Origin of the sequence: Vibrio sp. LB10LO1, assembly GCF_010092875.1 — a bacterium.
Classification (GTDB): Bacteria; Pseudomonadota; Gammaproteobacteria; order Enterobacterales; family Vibrionaceae; genus Vibrio; species Vibrio campbellii.
In genome coordinates this window covers 24,637-43,450 of the sequence record NZ_JAADJW010000012.1, presented here as the reverse complement: position 1 = coordinate 43,450, position 18,814 = coordinate 24,637, and the positions used below count along the sequence as shown (strand labels likewise).

General features: G+C 44.1%; 11 protein-coding genes. 1 reads left to right on the top strand and 10 read right to left on the bottom strand.

What is annotated here, in order from left to right; genetic code table 11:
• Positions 1-4: 4 nt before the first annotated feature.
• The 10 genes from rlmKL to GXP65_RS10730 form a co-directional block, all read right to left on the bottom strand.
• Positions 5-2,128, bottom strand: coding sequence for a bifunctional 23S rRNA (guanine(2069)-N(7))-methyltransferase RlmK/23S rRNA (guanine(2445)-N(2))-methyltransferase RlmL (gene rlmKL / locus GXP65_RS10775; RefSeq protein WP_010647885.1), 2,124 nt, complete (start codon positions 2,126-2,128; stop codon positions 5-7).
• Between the two features lie 512 nt (positions 2,129-2,640).
• Positions 2,641-3,183, bottom strand: coding sequence for a cell division protein ZapC (locus GXP65_RS10770; protein WP_005426674.1), 543 nt, complete (start codon positions 3,181-3,183; stop codon positions 2,641-2,643).
• 165 nt (positions 3,184-3,348) lie between these two features.
• Positions 3,349-4,359, bottom strand: coding sequence for a quinone-dependent dihydroorotate dehydrogenase (gene pyrD / locus GXP65_RS10765; protein WP_038890263.1), 1,011 nt, complete (start codon positions 4,357-4,359; stop codon positions 3,349-3,351).
• A gap of 304 nt (positions 4,360-4,663) precedes the next feature.
• The gene (locus GXP65_RS10760) at positions 4,664-9,505 is read right to left on the bottom strand and encodes an NAD-glutamate dehydrogenase (protein ID WP_162092770.1); all 4,842 of its coding nucleotides are present in this window, start codon (positions 9,503-9,505) and stop codon (positions 4,664-4,666) included.
• A 199-nt stretch (positions 9,506-9,704) separates the two neighbouring features.
• Positions 9,705-9,923, bottom strand: a complete 219-nt coding sequence (locus tag GXP65_RS10755; protein ID WP_005532375.1) for a DUF2835 domain-containing protein — start codon at positions 9,921-9,923, stop codon at positions 9,705-9,707.
• Positions 9,924-9,989: 66 nt separating this feature from the next.
• Positions 9,990-12,596, bottom strand: a complete 2,607-nt coding sequence (gene pepN, locus GXP65_RS10750) for an aminopeptidase N (RefSeq protein WP_162092769.1) — start codon at positions 12,594-12,596, stop codon at positions 9,990-9,992.
• A gap of 232 nt (positions 12,597-12,828) precedes the next feature.
• Positions 12,829-13,494: a hypothetical protein gene (locus GXP65_RS10745; RefSeq protein WP_005426672.1), complete on the bottom strand. Its 666-nt coding sequence runs from the start codon at positions 13,492-13,494 to the stop codon at positions 12,829-12,831.
• Between the two features lie 209 nt (positions 13,495-13,703).
• Entirely contained in the window at positions 13,704-15,698 is a 1,995-nt protein-coding gene (gene prc / locus GXP65_RS10740) for a carboxy terminal-processing peptidase (RefSeq protein WP_162092768.1), read from the bottom strand.
• Positions 15,699-15,715: 17 nt separating this feature from the next.
• A complete protein-coding gene (gene proQ, locus GXP65_RS10735; RefSeq protein ID WP_005446802.1) occupies positions 15,716-16,342 on the bottom strand; it encodes an RNA chaperone ProQ in 627 nt (208 codons plus the stop codon).
• Between the two features lie 98 nt (positions 16,343-16,440).
• Positions 16,441-16,914: a GAF domain-containing protein gene (locus GXP65_RS10730; RefSeq protein WP_162092767.1), complete on the bottom strand. Its 474-nt coding sequence runs from the start codon at positions 16,912-16,914 to the stop codon at positions 16,441-16,443.
• Between the two features lie 92 nt (positions 16,915-17,006).
• On the opposite strand from GXP65_RS10730, the gene GXP65_RS10725 reads away from it, so the two are divergent.
• Entirely contained in the window at positions 17,007-18,803 is a 1,797-nt protein-coding gene (locus tag GXP65_RS10725) for an ABC transporter ATP-binding protein (protein ID WP_162092766.1), read from the top strand.
• The last annotated feature ends 11 nt before the right edge of the window (positions 18,804-18,814 follow it).

Sequence of the window (18,814 nt, the reverse complement as noted above, 5' to 3'; positions counted from 1 at the left end):
GTCCCTATTCTGCGTGCGTAACCAGCCAGCAGTTGTGAATCTGTTTGTTACGAGAGAAATCCAATGGCAGAGTTTGTGAAGAAATGTTCTGCGCTTTCAGGCCCAGTTCTGCAAGCCCTGCTTCGTCCATCTTGAAGTGACGTTTGTTGTTCGAGAAAACAATCGTACCGCCAGCACGCAACAGGCGCTTAAGGTTTGTCATTAGCTTAATGTGGTCGCGTTGCACGTCGAACGACGTTTCCATTCGCTTAGAGTTAGAGAATGTCGGTGGATCAATAAAGATAAGATCGTATTCACCTTTTGCGTTCTCAAGCCACTGTAGACAGTCAGCTTGCTCAAAACGATGCTGGCGACCCACGCAGCCATTTAGCTGCATGTTGTCTTTCGCCCAGTTCAGGTAAGTGTTAGACATGTCTACCGTGGTTGTAGAACGCGCACCACCAACTGCAGCGTGCACTGTCGCACTACCAGTGTAAGCAAACAAGTTAAGGAAATCTTTACCCTGAGCCATTTCACCAAGGCGACGACGAGTGATCTTATGATCCAAGAACAAGCCCGTGTCTAGGTAGTCATGCAGGTTTACGATCAGTTTCACGCCATACTCGTTCACTTCAAGCGTCTCTGAAACTTGACCTAGTTTTTGGTACTGACTACGGCCTTTCTGCTTCTCACGAACTTTAAGTACAACTTTGTTCGCTTCTACGCCCGTTACCTGAATCGTTGCACGGATAATGTCCGTCAAACGACGCTTAGCTTTTTCTTCAGGAATATTCTTAGGTGCCGCGTATTCCTGAATCACGATTTGATCGCCATAAACGTCGATAGCCACGTTGTATTCTGGAAGGTCCGCATCGTAGATACGGTAACAGTCTAGCTTCTCTTTACGCGCCCACTTGCCAATCTTGCCGATATTTTTCTTCAAACGGTTTGAAAAGTCAGGTGCGATCTGAACATTAGTGTCCGCGCCTTTCACTTCATCAGCGCTGCGCTCTGCAATGCTGTAGTTCTTTTGGTGACACGGTAACGCACCGTTATTCAATTTGAACTGTTTGTCTGCACGCATACGAAGACAACTTAGTAGCTCGTCTGAACTAGAGAAGATAGACGCTTTACAACCGCCAAACTCAGCTTTTAGCTGGCCACCAAATGCTGTGTATAGCGCAATCAAACCAGGCTCAGTACCAAGACGCTCACCATATGGAGGGTTAGAAACGATAACGCCTGCTTCGAAGCCAGCCGGACGAGTGATGGTTGCCGCGTCACCTTGTGCAAAAGTAATCAACTCTTCAACACCAGCTCTACGAGCATTGTCTTGAGCAACCTTCAGTACTTTCGGGTCGTTATCGAAGCCGAAAAACTTAGCGTCAACTTTTTTGACGCCGCGTCGAGCCTGTACATTTGCTTCTGATTTAATCTCAGCCCAAAGCTCAGGTTCAAAATCTTCTAGCGCTTCAAAGCCCCACTGTTTGCGCTTAACGCCAGGTGCCATGTTCGCTGCCATCATTGCTGCTTCAATCAGCAACGTACCAGAACCACACATCGGGTCTAGAAGTGGTTGAGAGCCATCCCAGCCACAACGCATGATAATAGCGGCTGCGAGTGTTTCACGTAGTGGAGCTCGACCGGATTCTGGACGGTAGCCACGTTGATGAAGACCACTGCCTACCATGTCGACACCAAGAATCGCTTTGTCTTTGTGTAGACGAACGTGAACGCGAATATCTGGGCGTTCTTTGCTGATGTTTGGACGAGGAAGTCCTTTCTTCTCAAAGCAGTCAACGATGCCATCTTTGACTTTCATTGCACCATATTGACTGTTACGGATTTCACGGTTGGTACCGTTGAAGTCAACCACAAAACGCTTTGAGCTGTGGAATTGGTTTACCCAGTTAATTGAAGAGGTCGACAGGTAAAGGTCCATGTCGTCGTTACAGGTAAACTCCGATAAAACACGTACAAATCGAGACGCCAAACGGCTCCACAAACAGCAACGGTAAATTTGTTCATTCGTCGCCTTAAATTTAACGCCTGCCTGTACTGGCTTGGCGTTTTCAATGCCTAGTTTAGTCAGCTCTTCTGCAAGCAAGTTTTCCATGCCGTTTGAAGTTACCGCGAGATATTGATTCATAGTGTTCTTTCGTCGATAAAAAATGGCTTTGATTATACCTGACTTTACGATCAATGCCTCGTTTTTAAAGGCTTTTTCGCTTTATTAGCGCAAACAGTCACCAATCTCACCAACTGAAAGTCAGATCACATCACCTTCATAAACAGAATACGTCTCCTTATCACCTTATCGTAAAAATGCGGCCTGCGGTGAAAGTAAATACTTATTCACCATTAAATTGGTATATACCAGAGTGATTTCTGGTGTGTAATTTACCTACAAAAACCACATATAGGGGAATAAAAGATGAAATATTAAGCGTCCTGTTGCCTAATTTAAGGAAAAGCTAAAGTGAAAAAATTGGAATAAAAGTGAGCTGCTTCATATATGAGATATGAAATCCCCTCACCTAGGAGTGAGTTTGGGGTATGTACTAGGAGAGATTTGGAAAAATTTTAGGCAAAAAAAATCGACCTAATGCGGTCGATTAATGCAAACAAAGGAACGAAAATAAAGAAAAAATCAAAATGAAACTAACCCACCATCGCCATCGGTGCCATCATGAATAAGTGATTAGCACACACCATGCGATCATGCATTACTTTAATCGGTTGTCCAAACTGGAGCGTTTTGTTGCCGTCTAGCAGGAATTCTTCCTGTCCAACATAAGCACACAGGCTTGATGTTTCACCAGGCTCTAGGACGACGAACACACCTTCTGAATATCGGTTTGTTAGGAAGACCATGTCCCCTTCTTCTGGCTCATGTCCATCACATTGGGCATCGAAGAACCAGCTCTTAGGCTGGACTGGCTTGTGAAAGCGTTTCGCGGCTACGCAATAAAGCGTAAGTTCGGCTTGACGGTATTCGTTGATGTCGAGACAACGGATTCGTTCGTTGTACGTTTGGAACGCGCTTGCGTCATCAACGGTGAATTCATTGTCTGAGAAGGCACAATTGACCAACAGCTTACGGCATAGATTGGTTTGGAAAATCATCTCCTCCCCTAAATCCAGCATTAGGCAAGCTTTCTGCTCGTCAAAATACCAATTCCATTTGTCGCTGGGTTTAAGCATTATTCCGTTCTCTTGTGACTAGTTAAACAGTAATAAGAGGTAAGACGCTTAATTACCTACTCATGATTTTTAAATTTTACAAACGAACGGACAAAAAAAAAGAGGAAACGAATTCCTCTTTTTTTAGTAACAAGCGTCGATTTCTCAACGATTTAGCGATTGTTCTTATAGATTTTTAACAATATCGCGTACGAGACCTGGGCCGTGGTAGATGAAACCTGTATAAACTTGAACAAGTTGAGCGCCAGCCATCATTTTCTCTTTCGCAGCAACGTAAGAGTCAACACCACCGACACCAATGATCGGAAGCTTATCGCCAAGTTCTTGGTGAAGTTTACGAACAACCTCTGTTGAACGAGATTGAACCGGACGTCCACTTAGGCCACCCGCTTCATGTGCATGTTTCATACCTTCAACGACTGTTCGATCCAACGTTGTGTTTGTCGCAATTACGCCGTCGATATTGTTCTTAATTAGAGACTCACAAATCTGGCTGATTTCGTCATCGCTCAAATCCGGTGCGATTTTTAGCGCAAGCGGTACGTACTTACCGTGTTTCTCTGCAAGTTCAGCTTGTTTCGCTTTGAGTTCAGATAGCAGTTCATCTAGTGCTTCACCGTACTGAAGCGAACGAAGTCCTGGTGTATTTGGTGACGAAATGTTCACGGCGATGTAACCGGCGTACTCGTACACTTTTTCCATACAAATCAGGTAGTCCTCTGCCCCGTTCTCAATTGGTGTGTCTTTATTCTTACCAATATTGATACCAAGAACGCAGTTGTATTTTGCCTTTTTCACATTCTCAACCAGATGATCCACACCTAGGTTGTTAAAGCCCATACGGTTGATGATACCTTCCGCTTCAACTAAGCGAAACAAGCGAGGCTTGTCGTTACCAGCCTGTGGACGAGGTGTAACAGTACCAACTTCGACAAAACCAAAGCCCATCGCGTCAAACGCTTCGATACATTCGCCGTTTTTGTCCAAACCTGCAGCAAGACCCACTGGGTTACGGAATGTAAGTCCCATGCATTCTACTGGACGATTTGGTAATTGTTGACGATAGAAAAGATCGAGAGGAGTGCCGTTAAAGCGTTGGAAGTTTTTGATTGCAAGATCATGTGCCTTTTCGGCATCAAGTTGGAAAAAGCCAGTTCTGGCTAGACGGTAAAGCATTGTGCCTCCGAAAGAAAAAAGCCCCGTGTAAACGGGTCAATATTATTTACTGTTTTTCAATGCAATTCAATGAAAATGAGTGAATTCAGCAAAATAGTACGTCTTATTTTAGTTTTTCTCATAGAAACAGTTAATTAGCGCACTATTCTCTGTACAAAATTGCTAGCTTTTTCTTTAAAAGCAAACGATTTCATGCCATAAAAACTTAAATGTGGAGTTACGGTGTCACTATTTATGGGTAGTTATAATGATTTGAACATAAAAAAGCCCCGCGATTGCGAGGCTTTTGCTAGAGTCACTTACCCTATTCGTTCGAAGAACAGTTCAGGTTAAGTAGAACCAATTCTCGAAGTGCCACCGAGAACTTAGCGAACTCATGAACGGAACCAACTTTGAACTCGTTCAAGATACTTTCCCAGCGGTGTAATGACAGCTCGTTCGTTGTCATCCAATCTTCTAGCGCTTGCATCACATCTAGATCTTCTGTTGAACAGCCGCAAGTTAGAACTTGAGCCGTCAGTTGGCGTTGTTGCCAATCAAGATCTTCACGGAAAGCCGCACGAGCAAGAGCTTGCCAGTTGTTGTCTACCGCTTGGCCATTAATTTGTTTCAAGAACCAGTGAAGTGATAGACGGTCACCTAAGTTGAAGTAAAGCTTCGAAGCTTGCTCAACGGTTTTACCTGTTTCACTTGCCACTGCTGAGATATCCAGTGCTGACTGCAGGCTAGAAAGACGAGCCACATGATGAGCCAGCTTCTCTTCTACTCCACGCTCAATCCATTTCTGAGCAAGTTCGTTATGCTCTTCGACTTCTGATGCAACTAGCATGGTGTCCAGCGTTTCAGTAATAGTGTGAACATCGTCTTTATATAGTGCAACGAGCTCAGTTACTGTGCTCTTACCGCTACGGTTACGTAATAACCAACGAGAAATACGGCGTAATGCGCGACGTACGTAGAACATAATCTCATATTGAGCTTCTGCGGTTGCAACATTATCGAGTGCACGAGTTTGCTTAAGAATATCTTCCAGTTTGAAGATCTCACGTGTTGCACTGTAAGCGTTCGCAATATCAACGACACTCGCGCCCGTCTCTTCTTGAAGACGAGTCACGAAGTTACAGCCCATTTCATTAACCATTTGGTTAGCCAGCGCTGTTGCGATGATTTCAGCACGCAGCGGGTGGTTTACCATCTGATCTTTGTAGTTACGGCGTAACTCACTTGGGAAATAAGCAACTAACTGTTTTCCATGGAATTCATCATTTGCAATTTCGTCAGCAACCAATTGTTCTTTCAGAACCATCTTACCGTAAGCTACGAGTACTGAAAGTTCAGGACGTGTGAGGCCAAGTCCTTGTTTTTCGCGCTCAATGAGTGTTTCGTCGTCAGGAATGTACTCAAGAGCACGATCCAAGTACCCTGCCTTCTCCATTGTATGGATAAAGCGGATTTGCTCTTTAACGATGCCAACACCTTGTTGTTCAGTCACAGAAATCGACTCAGACTGGCGGTATGCATCGTCCAATACGATCTCACCCACTTCGTCTTCCATCGATTCAAGAATTTGGTTGCGCTGTTTAACCGTTAGATCACCATTTGATACAAGACCATTCAAGAAGATCTTAATATTTACTTCGTTATCCGAACAATCTACACCACCAACGTTGTCAACAAAGTCCGTATTTACTCGACCACCAGTCGTTGCATACTCGATACGACCCAACTGAGTCATACCCAAGTTACCACCCTCACCAACGACTTTCGCTTTTAAATCACGTCCGTCGATGCGCAGCACGTCGTTTGCACGGTCGCCAACGTCAGTATGTGTCTCGCTAGAAGCTTTAACATACGTACCGATACCACCATTCCAAAGTAGATCCACTTCCATTTGCAGGATCATCTTAATTAGATCATTTGGTGCTAAAGACGCTTTCTTCGTGCCCAACATTTTTTGGATTTCTGGTGTAAGTTGGATCGATTTAGAGCGACGAGAGAAGATACCACCGCCCTGTGAGATCAACTCCGCATTGTAATCTTCCCAGCTTGATCGTGGCAGATTGAATAAGCGATTACGTTCTTCCCAGCTGGTGGCTGAATCTGGATTTGGATCAATGAAGATGTGCATGTGGTTAAACGCAGCTTGCAGACGAATATGCTTAGATAGCAGCATACCGTTACCAAATACGTCGCCTGCCATATCACCAACACCAATTGCCGTGAAGTCAGTGGTTTGACAGTTGATGCCCATTTCACGGAAGTGGCGTTTCACCGATTCCCAACCACCTTTCGCAGTGATACCCATTGCTTTGTGGTCGTAACCGTTAGAGCCACCTGACGCAAACGCATCACCTAGCCAGAAGTTGTACTCATCCGACACTGAGTTCGCCAAATCAGAGAACGTCGCTGTACCTTTATCGGCTGCAACAACCAAGTATGGGTCGTCTTCATCGTGACGTACGACACTCTTAGGCGGAATAACTTCACCTTCGATGATGTTATCGGAAACATCAAGAAGCGCGCGAATGAAGCGTTTGTAACAACGCTGACCTTCAGCAAAGATATCATCACGGTTAGTTAGAGTGTGCTGACGTTTACATACGAAGCCACCTTTTGCACCCACAGGGACAATAACCGTGTTCTTAACTTGTTGTGCTTTAACCAGCCCAAGAATCTCCGTACGGAAGTCTTCTTGACGGTCCGACCAACGCAAACCACCACGTGCGACTTTACCGCCACGTAGGTGCACACCTTCGATATCCGGTGCGTACACAAAGATTTCAAATGCAGGTACAGGTTGAGGAATATCTGGGATTTCGCTTGGCTTCATCTTCAATGATAACCAAGGTTTTGGCTGCTTATCTTCGTCCAACTGGTAGTAGTTAGTACGCAGCGTTGCTGTGATCATTTCCATGTAGCGACGGATAATACGATCATCATCTAGGCTTTCCACACGATCCAATTCTTCAGTAATCTTCTTAATGAGATCGTTCTGACCTTTCTCACTGCCCTTGTGTTTTGGATCGAATCGCTTAGCAAACAGGTTAACGAGACCCGTAGCTAAATCCGGGTAATGGCTGAGAGTATCTTCTATATATTGTTGACTGAATGGGAAGCCAACTTGACGCATGTAACGCGCGTATGCACGAAGGATTGAGATTTCACGACCAGACAGTGAAGCGCCTAGTACCAAACGGTTGAAGCCATCACTTTCTAAGTTACCTGCCCAAATCGCTGCAAATGCTTGTTGGAAACGATCGCGAGCTTCACGAAGATCAACGGTCTTGTCGCTCTTATGCAGCATTGAGAAGTCTAAGATCCAAAACGTTTGGCCGTTGTTCGTTTCGATCTCATATGGTGATTCGCCGATCACGCGTAAGCCTAGGTTTTCCAACATTGGCATCACGTCAGATAGGTGAATTGGCTCGTCGCGGTGGTATAGCTTTAAACGAACAGCTTTCGATTCTGCCGCTTCTTCTTGCGGACGGTAGAACAACATGCCGAGCTTGTTATCATCGCTTAACGCTTCAAGGCGCTCGATGTCTGCAACCGCAGAACCTGGCATCATGTCTTCTTTATATGAACGTGGGAATGCGCTCATGTACTCTTTCGAAAGTGGAAGACCTTTACTCTCACCAAAGTTAGCAATGATGGATTCTTTTAGGCGGTCATCCCATGAAGTCGATACTTCCATTAAGTTCTGCTCAATCTTTTTCACGTCTACATCAATGTTGTTATTGTCTACACGAACAATGTAATGGGTTCTCGCCAGCGGGCTTTCTGAGAAGAAGGTTGTGAATTCAACTTCTTGCTCACAGCCAAAGTACTGCTTAAGAATGCGTTGCGTTTGACGACGAAGCTCGGTGTTGTAACGATCTTTTGTCACGTAAACCATGCAGCTGAAGAATCGACCAAATGGGTCTTTACGAACAAATAGACGCAACAAGTCACGATCTTGCATTTGCACGACGCCCATCCCCACTTCTAATAGCTCTTCTTCACGAGCTTGAAGGAGTTCATCACGTGGGTAGTTTTCTAGAATGTTGTGCAGGGCTTTGTAAGAGTACGATCCGTTACGGTAGCCACTCGCTTCTAGAATACGATCCACTTTCTCGCGGATCAGAGGAATACTTTGTACAGCTTGGTTATATACAGCAGAAGTGTAAAGACCTGTGAAACGATGCTCACCAATCACTTTGCCGTTTTTATCGAATTTCTTAACGCCAATATAGTCAGTGTAAGCTGGGCGGTGAATACGAGAGGCCTGATTGCCCTTAGTGATGATCAGCGCGTATGGTTTTTTCGCTTCAAGGCGCGCGGAGTCAGACAGTTCAGATAGTTTAATGCTACGAACACGACTGTCATCAGCAAACATGCCAAGGCCTTTCTCTTTCACCGGCTGGAGTTCAGTGTCACCATTGACACTAACAAGATCATATTCCTTATAGCCCATGAAGGTAAAGTTATGATCCCCTAACCAACGTAGGTATTCGATCGTTTCATCTAAACGATCTGTTTTCATTGAAACACGATCTTTATTTTTCTCAAGGTCGCTGGTAACGATCTTAAGTTTTTCAACCATTTGCTTCCAGTCGTCGACGACTAAGCGCGTGTCAGACAAGATAGTTAGCAGTTCATTTTTCAACGCTTGCATTTCATCTTTACTGGTTAAGCGGTCAACTTCGATGTGGAATAGAGATTGAAGAACACCATTCTCGCCGTTAACGTCCGTCACTTGCCCTTTCTTATCGCGTTCCAGCTGCGTTGGGTTGTTGAGCATCAAGTGAGAGACAAGGTCGAGTCGCGTTAACGCCATCTTGATGGAATCCACCAAAAATGGGCTATCCGGTACAACAATTTCAACAATAGTGTGAGTCGATTGCCAACCTTGGCGGCTGACAGTTGGGTTGAACACCCTTACAGAGATCTCTTCTGGTTTCTTTTCATTGACGTGGTGCCACAGGCTAACAACAGCACCATAAAGGTCGGATTCGTTTCGCTGAATTAAGTCATCATCAGCAATGTTACTAAATAAGTGTTGAGCAAGTTTAGTTACAAGCGGTTGGTGAGAAAGCTCGAGTTTGTCTTGAATTAGTTGGTATACCTTTTCAAGCAGAACCGGCACTACATTTTCACGCGCGGTCATATTCACACTCCACATTAGAATTGTTGTTTTGTAGGGGGACTTAACTTCGGGTTTTAGCCTCGAAACTAAGCATAGGTAATGCATGCGCTTATTGTAAAAGCATAATTACAAATGTTTAACAAAAAATAGCAGTGGTAGGAGGTGAAATGTTTGATTATGTGACTAAGATTCCTGTTTAACTCACTAGGAATATCGGGCATCACAGAGTTTCTAACTTTAGAAACTTATTATTTTGGTCAGTTGTGAGTCTAAAACGACCTCTAACGCCTAATTGCGTAAGAAAAGGTCGAAATTTTGATGCATCTAGTTGCACTCTTAAGCCGTTGTCAGTAATGACTTGTACAGAGCTTGCTATGCCAGAATAGTGTGAAAGAAATGTTTGATATGGGATGTTGAGAGAGAAGTAATACTGGTTCATGAGAATGGTTTGTTGTCAGAACAAAAAACTAGGGTGATCGTACTGACCACCCTATTCTTTTGTTGATTATTCGTCTAGTGCTTTAGTCACTTTTTCGAATAGGTCTTTCGCTAGGTTGTCCATTGCTTTAAGCTTTTCAAGCTCAGTACGAATAAGCGCTTGGCGACCTTCATCGTATTTACGGAACTTCAATAGAGGATCGATCAGACGAGATGCCACTTGTGGGTTGGTATCGTTCAACTGACGAAGGATCTCACCAGCAAACTGGTAACCAGAACCTGACTTATCATGGAATTGCACTGGGTTTGCGTTTAAGAAAGAACCAATCAAGCTACGTGTACGGTTCGGGTTCTTCAAGCTAAACGCTTCGTGGCTCATGGTTTCTTTCACTTTCTCAAGTGCGTTTTCTACTGGGTTGCTGCCCTGAAGAACAAACCATTTGTCCATAACCAGACCATCATGCTTCCACTTGTCGCTGTAATCCGCCATTAGCGCTTCACGACATTCAAGCTGCGCACTGTTTGCTGCACTCATGGCCGTGATCGTGTCCGTCATATTGTTTGATGACTCGTATTGCGCTTTCGCTAGCTCGTTACCCTTTTCAGTGTAAGCCAAGTACTGCAAGCACTGGTTACGTAGAGCACGTTTACCAATCGCTGCATGGTCAATGCTGTATTCTGCCTGGTTCAATGCGTGATAAGTAGCACTCAGCTCATCTTCTAGTTCTTTAGAAAGTGACACTGTAATGTTATTCAGTACCGTATCTACCGCATCAATATCAATCTGCTTGTACCAACCAGTGATTTCGTTGATGGAAGGCAGAGAAAGCACTTGAGCAATAAACGCAGGTTCAAGATTCGCATCAAGCAGGACGCGGCGGAATGCATCAATCAAGTCTTCAGACAGCTTAACCTCTCCACCCGCTTGAACATTAGTGACGTTTTGACGAATGTATTTCGCTAATAGCATTTGGCTAGCGTCCCAACGAGCAAAATCATTCGTTGCGTGCTTCATCAAGAAAATCAGTTCATCATCACTGTAATCGTATTCCAATTTAACTGGTGCAGAGAACTCACGAAGCAATGAGGGCACTGGTTGTTCTGCGACGTTTTCGAATACGAAAGTCTGCTTGTCTTGCTTCACGTCCAGGACGTTGTGTACCGATTCACCGTTGATAACCAGGGGAATCACGTCACCGTTTTGTGCGTATAGCTCAATATCAAATGGAATATGTAGCGCTTGTTTTTCTGCTTGGTCGTGTGTTGCTTCAGTAAATTGCTCAACCGTTAGTGCGTAAGTTTTTGCTTCCGCATTGTATTCACTGTTTACACGAAGTGTTGGCGTACCAGACTGGCTGTACCATAAGCGGAACTGCTTAAGGTCAACGCCCGTTGCGTCTTCCATCGCAGAAACGAAATCTTCACACGTTGCCGCGGTGCCATCATGACGCTCGAAGTAAAGCTTCATGCCTTTTTGGAAGCCTTCTTCGCCAAGTAGCGTGTGGTACATACGGATAATTTCGCTGCCCTTTTCGTACACAGTTAGCGTGTAGAAGTTATTCATCTCAATAACTTTATCCGGACGAATTGGATGCGACATAGGGCTTGCGTCTTCCGCGAACTGAGGACCACGAATAGTACGAACGTTGTCGATGCGGTTTACTGCACGCGAACCTAAATCTGATGAGAATTCTTGATCGCGGAATACCGTTAGGCCTTCTTTTAAACTCAGTTGGAACCAGTCACGACAAGTCACACGGTTACCCGTCCAGTTGTGGAAGTACTCGTGACCGATTACCGCTTCAATACCAAGGTATTCACGGTCAGTCGCGGTTTTTTCATTCGCAAGAACAAACTTCGAGTTGAAGATGTTTAGACCTTTGTTCTCCATCGCGCCCATGTTGAAGAAATCTACAGCCACGATCATGTAAACATCTAGGTCGTATTCAAGACCAAAGCGGTCTTCATCCCACTTCATAGAGTTGATAAGTGAGGTCATTGCATGACCCGCACGATCGAGGTTACCTTTGTCGACAAAGATTTCTAGGTCAACTTCACGGCCAGATGTTGTCGTGTATTTATCGCGTAGAACATCAAAATCACCGGCTACCAACGCAAACAGGTAAGCTGGTTTTGGGTGCGGATCTTGCCATTGCACCCAATGACGTCCATTTTCTGCTTCGCCTTCAGCGATACGGTTACCATTACTTAGTAGGTATGGGTAAACGGCTTTGTCTGCAATTACTTTTGTTGTGTATTTTGCAAGAACGTCTGGGCGGTCTAAGTAATAAGTGATGCGGCGGAAGCCTTCTGCTTCACATTGTGTACAGAATGCACCACCTGATTTGTATAAACCTTCAAGGGCAGTATTTGCTTCTGGGTCAATCTTAGTGACGATTTCTAATGCAAATTCAGCAGGAAGATCCGTAAGAACTAAAGAAGTTTCTTTGATTTCATGATGAGACCAATCTTCACCATTTACTTTTACGGAGCGTAGCTCTAGCCCTTCACCGTCGAGTTCCAATGTGGTTGATTCACCCTTTTGAACTACTTTTGATACTGCTGTAACGATCGTGTCGTTGTCATAAAGATCAAACGTCAAATCAATATCAGTAATGTGATGAGATGGCGCCTTATAATCTTTGCGATATTTCGCTTGGGGAGCTTGAGACATGTCCATAAATCCTTGTATATAGAACCACAAAAATACCAGGACTAGAGGCTCAAACACCTCTTACTGGTATCACGATATAAGCTATTTGTAGGGGTTGTGGTATCAGAATACAAGTCTTTCTATAAAAAAACGGAGCTTTTAGTGGCTTAGCTCCGCTTTCTGTTTAACATTTAATCAACATCAGAATATTTCACTATTAATAAACCTGCGTGAAATAATGGTGATGAATCATTTATGGCGTCACTCGATTGAGTACCGCGTACATATCACCATTAGAATCTTCAATAGTGAGTTCATTTTGGTTTAATGTATAGCGTGTTCCGTGTTCACCATTCTCATACAAAAGAACCAAATGCTCGCCTTCGGTATAGAAAACACCTTGCTTAACCGACTCCTCACCTTTTTCATTCGATACTCTGAACATGAACACAAAGTCTGGCTGGAGGATTAAGTCCATCTGATTGATGTTGTTAGCAAGCATGCCATCGCCGCCAACCTGAGAACTGGACCAAATACCAGCAAGCGCATCCGAAAGTCCTTTGGTAAAGGTCACGCCGTTAAGGTCGAGAGTGTTATGGTTGTTGCGATATGCATAAATTTGCGGCTCGTCCGTGTTTAACCCTAGGACAATCGTGTCTTCATTTGCATTGTACAACCCTTCCCAATGGTCAATTGAGTAGTCCTTTTTCTGGATATCGATAGAGAACGTGTAGTCTGAGCCCAAAGTCAGCTTAATCGCTCGAAAATTCTCAGAAGAATCGTCGGGATTGGGATTCATGAGGTACCAATCCCCGATCAAAAACGGGGTGTCAAAGTGGCTAAGTTCGTCTTCCTTGTTAGTTTCCGCACTAGAAACGCTGAAGCAGCAAACGCTAAGCAAAATAATGAACCATTTCATAACGGTATCCTTATCGTTTTCTTTTAGCTTAGGCTCTAGATCTCGTTTTCGCGAAATATTTGATCTACATCACGTAAATTGTTGGTGCAAATTAAGCGTATGAACGACCGAGTTCACTATTCAACACACGTTTTAAACACATAAAAAAAGAGCGAGTCATTATGACTCGCTCATGATTCACAGAATTGTTAGTCGTTCTGACTGAATTTTTAGTTCTTCAGCATATCAACCATAACAGCTACTGATTCATCCAGATAAACATCCGGCGCTTCGTAGTCTTTCGGTACATCGTCTAGTGTCTTGAATGGTTCTTTATCCATTGAAGATTGACGTTCATTAATGCGTTCTAGACGTAGAGCTTCCGCTTTATCTGATTCATCTTCGCGAACTTTCTCGTTAAGAGACAACAAGTTATCGTCTTTCTCTTTACGGTACTTCTCGATATCTTCATTGATGAAGCGGAATTCCATTTCATCAGCGATACGTTTGTTATGAAGTTCGGTTAGCTTAGTAACAAGTACGTCATTGCTTGGGAACGTCTGATATTTTGCTTTATCAATGCTATCCCAAGGCAGTGCGTTGTCTTCAACACTCTCGCCCGTTTCGCTCGGTTCAACCGGAGTCGGGTAAGCGATGTCTGGTGCTACACCACGATTTTGCGTACTACCACCATCAATGCGGTAGAACTTTTGAATCGTGTATTGAACATAGCCAAGCTCTTTATCAAAAAGATCGTAGATATGGTTCAATGAACGGTGCTGCTGAACGGTACCCTTACCGAAAGAGTTTTCACCAAGGATAATCGCACGGTTGTAATCCTGCATTGCCGCCGCAAAAATCTCAGACGCTGAAGCACTGTAGCGATTGATTAATACCGTCAGTGGGCCATCGTAGCTTACTTGACCATCAGTATCCGCATTCACTTTGATACGGCCGTAACTATCACGAACTTGAACAACCGGACCTTCTTTAATGAAGAGACCCGTTAGCGCCGTTGCCTCTGTTAGTGCACCACCACCGTTGTTACGTAGATCAACGATGACACCATCAACGTTCTTGGTTTTCAGTTCAGACAGCAGTTTATCTGTATCTTTCGAAAGACCGACATAGAAGCTCGGCACTTCAAGTACACCAATCTTCTTACCGTCTTTTTCGATAATTTCAGATTTAACCGCGCGGTCTTCTAAGCGAACTTTGTCACGGACAATTGTGACAACGTAACTCTTCGCATCTTTGCCTTCAGGCAAGACTTGCAGGTTCACTTTCGTTCCCTTAGGGCCTTTAATTAGCTGAACCACATCATCAAGACGCCAACCGATTACATCAACAACTTCTTCGCCATCTTGGCCAACACCAATAATGCGGTCACCCTCTCCTAGCTGCTTGCTCTTAGATGCAGGGCCACCCGCGACCAAAGAACGGATCACTGTGTAGTCATCAGTCATTTGAAGCACGGCGCCAATACCTTCAAGAGAAAGGTTCATCTCTGATTGGAATTGTTCGGCATTTCGAGGAGATAAGTAGCTAGTGTGCGGATCAACTTCACGAGCGAAAGCATTCATGTAAAGTTGGAAAGCGTCTTCGTTGCGAGTTTGCGTGATACGTTTCATCGCGTTGTTGTAACGCTTCTCTAAAACCTCTTTAATTTCTGGCCACTCTTTGCCAGTCATTTTAAGGTTAAGAGCATCGTACTTAACGCGTTTACGCCATAATTCGTTTAACTCTGCTTCATTTTTAGGCCATGCGGCTTCAGAACGATCCAGTTCGATAGATTCGTCAGTATCAAACTTGATTTCTTTATCGAGTAGAGTCAGTGCGTAGGCAAAACGGTCAAAACGCTTCTGCATCGAAAGGTTATAAACATCAAATGCAATCTTGTTGTTGCCAGCTTTAAGCTGATCATCAAGGCTAATTGACCAATCTTTGAAAGAATCGATATCGGCTTGAGTAAAAATATTTCTATTGTAATCAAGCATTTCTACATAGCGTTCAAAGATCGCTTTGGAGAAATCATCATTCAGATTGAAGTGCTTATAATGAGAGCGGGTAAATCGAGAAGTTACTCGTTTGCTGGCTGTTTCATGCTGAACTTCAGGAGCAAGAACCGGCAAATCATCTTTGTTTAGTTTGGCTTCTAGAGCCTGAGCTGATGCTGCTAGCCAGAAGCTAGCAGCAATCAGTGTCACTTTTGAACGGCAATTCATGCGTAGGAGTATCTCCCTTATGCGCGCAAGTGCTCCGCTTTCACAACCATTTGTAGGCCGTTAGCAAGTTGAACACGTACATCATCCTTATTGACTTCAACAATGGTCGCTGCCATGTTTCCTTTGCCCATGTTCACGTTAACTGCGTTGCCGATTGTGATTTCGTCAGCGTTTAGTGCGCGTGTTTCTACAGGCTTACTTTCTTTTTGTACTTTTGGTTTGTTAGCACGACGAGGCTGTTGTGGCTTCTTAGCCGCAGGTTTTGCTTTCGCCTTACCCTCTTCGCGAGCTTTTTGAGCTTGCTCTTTACGACGAGCTTGAACCTTCGCTTTGCTTTCAGCAAGTGTCGCTTTAGCGTGTTCTACGTGTTCTTCTTCTAGCTCACCACATGGGTTGCCATCTAGGTCAACACGTACTGCACCTGGTTTTACACCGTGTAGGTAACGCCATGATGAAGTGTACTGTCTTAACGCTGCACGAAGCTGAGTTTTGCTTACTTTTTCGTCTTCATTTAGACGTTCCGCAAGATCTTGAAAAATACCAATTTTCAGAGGCTTTGCTTCACCTTCTAAAGTAAAGCACTTAGGGAAACATTCAGCAATGTATGCGATAACTTCTTTGCTGTTTTTTAACTTTTCAGTCATGAGGGTTCCTGGTTTGAGCGGATTTCCGCGAAGCATTAAGAAAAAATATTCTCGTATTATAGTGACATGCCAAGGAAAAACCACACTCGAAGGCGAATTTATGCGTCGTTAGCGTGCGAATTAAGCAGCTTTTCTACTTCAGCCATAAAATAAGTGAGACCTTCTTCATCAATTTCATTGAATCGACCGATATTTGGACTGTCGATATCCAATACTCCAGCCACTTCCCCATTGATAGTAAAAGGAATAACAATTTCTGAGTTACTTGCTGCATCACAAGCAATATGACCTTCAAACTCGTGCACGTCGTATACTCTTTGTACGCTGTTAGTTTGTGCAGCAATGCCACAGACACCTCTTCCCATTGGGATTCGAACGCAAGCAGGCTTACCTTGGAAAGGACCAAGCACCAATTCATCCCCTTTTGTTAGGTAAAAACCGGCCCAGTTTAGGTTTTCTAGTTCCATAAATAGAAGAGCGCTGATGTTAGCAAGGTTTGCGATGTAGTCTTTTTCTGATTCGATAAGCGCAACTGCTTGCTTGGTAAGTCTTTGGTATTGTTCTATGTTCATATTAACTTCCTACTTTTTATTTAGGCTTCCATTCTTATGGTATGGCGTTACAATGCAGCCCTACTTTTTAATAGGACTTATTCTCAATTACAATGAATCCGAAAAACGACACTATTAGCCGTTCTTGGTTGATAACACAAGTGAAAAAGCACAAGTCCAAGCTGATTCTAGCGAACTTGATAGCCGTACTTGCGACCTTGATTAGTGTTCCAATCCCTCTTCTTATGCCTCTTATGGTAGATGAAGTCTTATTGGACAAACCGGCATCCGGCCTTGCGGCGATGAACTCGGTTTTACCAGAAGCGTGGCATACACCTACGGGTTATATCTTTTTTACTCTGTTCTTGGTTGTACTGATGAGAGCCGCTAGCCAAGGCCTGAATATTCTTCAAAGTCGTCAATTCACCCTCGTTTCAAAGACCATCACCTTTGAAATGCGCAGTAAGATGATCGACAAGCTTGGACGTATTAGCATTCGCCAATACGAAACCAAAGGCAGCGGTGGCATTAATGCACACCTTATCACTGACATCGAGACCATTGATAAATTTATTGGTTCTACATTAGCAAAATTCGTTATCAGCTTTCTAACCGTTATTGGTACGGCAATCGTGCTACTTTGGCTCGATTGGAGGCTCGGCCTTTTTATCCTCTTGGTTAATCCTATTGTCATCTACTTCTCGCGAAAGCTGGGAGGTATGGTTAAGCACCTCAAACGTAAAGAAAACCACTCGTTCGAGATTTTCCAAAACCGCCTAGTCGAAACGCTTGACGGCATCTATCAACTGCGTGCAGCTAATAAAGAAAGAGAATTCCTTCAACAACTGAAAGGCAGCGCGGATCAAGTTCGTATCGATGCTGACAAATACGCATGGCAATCAGAAGCCGCTGGACGTGTTTCTTTTCTCCTTTTCTTAATCGGCTTCGAATTGTTTCGCGCTGTCGCAATGTTAATGGTGATGTTCAGCGATCTCACCATTGGTCAAATCTTTGCGGTGTTTGGTTACCTTTGGTTTATGTTGTCTCCTGTTCAAGAGCTTTTGGGCATCCAGTTCTCTTGGTACAGCGCAAAAGCGGCGCTTAAACGCATCAATGACCTACTCGAGTTAGAGGAAGAACATAGACCTGTCTCGAAAGTAAATCCTTTCAAAGAAAATCGAGAAGTTGATGTAAAAATTGAACATGTTGATTTTTCATACAACAATGAAAACAAAGTTCTGGACGATCTTTCTCTACACATCCCTGCGGGCAAGAAAGTGGCGCTTGTGGGTGCAAGTGGCGGCGGTAAATCGACGCTTATCCAGCTCTTGATCGGGGTTTACCGTCAGAATGCAGGTTCTATCCGTTTTAATGATGAACTGACGGAAGACATCAGTTTTGAAGTGATACGCGACAAGATTGCCGTTGTTTTACAACAACCTATACTATTTAATGACACCTTGAGGCATAATCTCACCCTTGGTGGTGACTTTGATGAAATGTCACTGTGGCGAGCACTCGAAGTTGCACAGCTGCAAGATGTCATTTCTCAACTTAACCATGGTTTGGATACTCAAATTGGTCGCAATGGTATTCGCCTATCCGGCGGTCAGCGTCAGCGCTTAGCTATTGCTCGTATGGTGCTGAGCACCCCACAATTTGTTATCCTCGATGAGGCAACGTCGGCATTAGATACCGCAACCGAAGCGGCATTGCACAAGGCGTTAACTGAATTCTTACGTGGAAGAACCACGCTTATCGTCGCCCACCGTTTATCTGCGGTGAAGCAAGCGGATTTGATTTATGTGCTTGAAGACGGAAGAGTGACGCAAACAGGAACACATGGTGAGCTCGTTGAGCAAGAAGGCTTATATCAAACCTTGTACGGGGGCATTCAGTCCCACGCTTAACCCATTCTTTG

Coding starts and splice junctions, on each gene's coding strand:
- prc (WP_162092768.1), bottom strand. CDS start 15,698: ATGAATTGCCGTTCAAAAGTGACACTGATTGCTGCTAGCTTCTGGCTA.
- GXP65_RS10755 (WP_005532375.1), bottom strand. CDS start 9,923: ATGAACCAGTATTACTTCTCTCTCAACATCCCATATCAAACATTTCTT.
- rlmKL (WP_010647885.1), bottom strand. CDS start 2,128: ATGAATCAATATCTCGCGGTAACTTCAAACGGCATGGAAAACTTGCTT.
- GXP65_RS10770 (WP_005426674.1), bottom strand. CDS start 3,183: ATGCTTAAACCCAGCGACAAATGGAATTGGTATTTTGACGAGCAGAAA.
- GXP65_RS10760 (WP_162092770.1), bottom strand. CDS start 9,505: ATGACCGCGCGTGAAAATGTAGTGCCGGTTCTGCTTGAAAAGGTATAC.
- GXP65_RS10730 (WP_162092767.1), bottom strand. CDS start 16,914: ATGAACATAGAACAATACCAAAGACTTACCAAGCAAGCAGTTGCGCTT.
- GXP65_RS10745 (WP_005426672.1), bottom strand. CDS start 13,494: ATGAAATGGTTCATTATTTTGCTTAGCGTTTGCTGCTTCAGCGTTTCT.
- GXP65_RS10725 (WP_162092766.1), top strand. CDS start 17,007: ATGAATCCGAAAAACGACACTATTAGCCGTTCTTGGTTGATAACACAA.
- pepN (WP_162092769.1), bottom strand. CDS start 12,596: ATGTCTCAAGCTCCCCAAGCGAAATATCGCAAAGATTATAAGGCGCCA.
- pyrD (WP_038890263.1), bottom strand. CDS start 4,359: ATGCTTTACCGTCTAGCCAGAACTGGCTTTTTCCAACTTGATGCCGAA.
- proQ (WP_005446802.1), bottom strand. CDS start 16,342: ATGACTGAAAAGTTAAAAAACAGCAAAGAAGTTATCGCATACATTGCT.